The organism is Streptomyces sp. UNOC14_S4 (assembly GCF_020740835.1).
Lineage (GTDB): Bacteria > Actinomycetota > Actinomycetes > Streptomycetales > Streptomycetaceae > Streptomyces.
The window spans coordinates 1-1,018 of sequence record NZ_JAINFC010000969.1 but is presented as its reverse complement, the minus strand read 5'-3'; the positions used below and the strand labels follow the sequence as shown (position 1 = coordinate 1,018).

Below are 1,018 nucleotides of genomic sequence, written 5' to 3'. Positions count from 1 at the left end.
GAGCCCCCGGGGACGGTGACCCGCCGTCGTCGGCTAGCGCAAGCGGGAGAGCGCGTCGTGCGCCGCCACGCGCAAGCGGTCGTGGCGGCGCGCCGCCACGAGGACGTCCTCCGCGCGGCGGTCACCCAGCGCGCCGAGCCCCTCGACGCAGGCGCGGGCCACCGGCCAGCAGTGGTCGCGCGCCGCCAGCAGGCGTTCCAGCGTGGCGAGGAGCGCGGGCACCGACTCCGGTGCCCGCAGCTCGGTCAGGAGCCGCACCGGATGCAGGGCGTACGCGGTGCGCAGCGGGTTCGTGGCGAGCGCGGCCGCCGCGCGCGCGGTCCGCGGGTCGCCGAGCCGGGCGAGGACGAAGGCCGCGGTCGCGCACCGCACCGGCTCGCGGTAGTTGAGCAGGAGGACCAGCGTCTCGAAGGCGCGCCGGTCGCGCTCGGCGCCGAGCGCGAAGGCGGCTATCTCCCGCGCCCACAGGGGCCTTTCGGGGGCCACCAGGAGAGCGGCGAGCTCGTCGCGCCGCCCGCCGCGGCCGGTGCGCACGAGGGCGACCAGCCGCTCGTACTCCGCGAACTCGGCGGGGGTGACCAGTTCGGCGCGCACGCGCTTCAGCAGGGCCCGAAATTCCTCTTCCATTGCCTGCTCTCCTCCCCGAGTGGCCTGAACCATCGTAAGTCGCGAGCCCTTCCCCTGGTGCTCTTGGTTACCCGTGAGTTAATCTCCCGGCAAGAGCAGTACTCCCGCTCGGGCGGTCTGGTGACGCAGCCGCCGCAGGAGTCACGTCGGTTCGTCGGTTCGGCACGTGATCACGGCTCGGCCCCGGGACAGGGCCCGCCGTTCGTACAACTCCCCTTCCGTGGGCGCTCCTTACCCGTACCCGGAAATCCCACGGTCGTCGCGGCCCGCCAGGGTCCGCGCACCAGCACGGCAACCGACCGACGCATCCCCGTCGCCCGGGGAACACCTTCTGGAGTCTCGCGATGGACCGTACGTCCACCCCTGAGCCGACCCCTGCCCACTCCTCCCC

General features: G+C 73.9%; 1 protein-coding gene. It reads right to left on the bottom strand.

Features of this window, described 5'->3' with window-relative positions:
* Positions 1 to 33: 33 nt before the first annotated feature.
* Positions 34 to 627, bottom strand: a complete 594-nt coding sequence (locus tag K6I34_RS37380) for a HEAT repeat domain-containing protein (RefSeq protein ID WP_229332459.1) — start codon at positions 625 to 627, stop codon at positions 34 to 36.
* Positions 628 to 1,018: the final 391 nt, after the last annotated feature.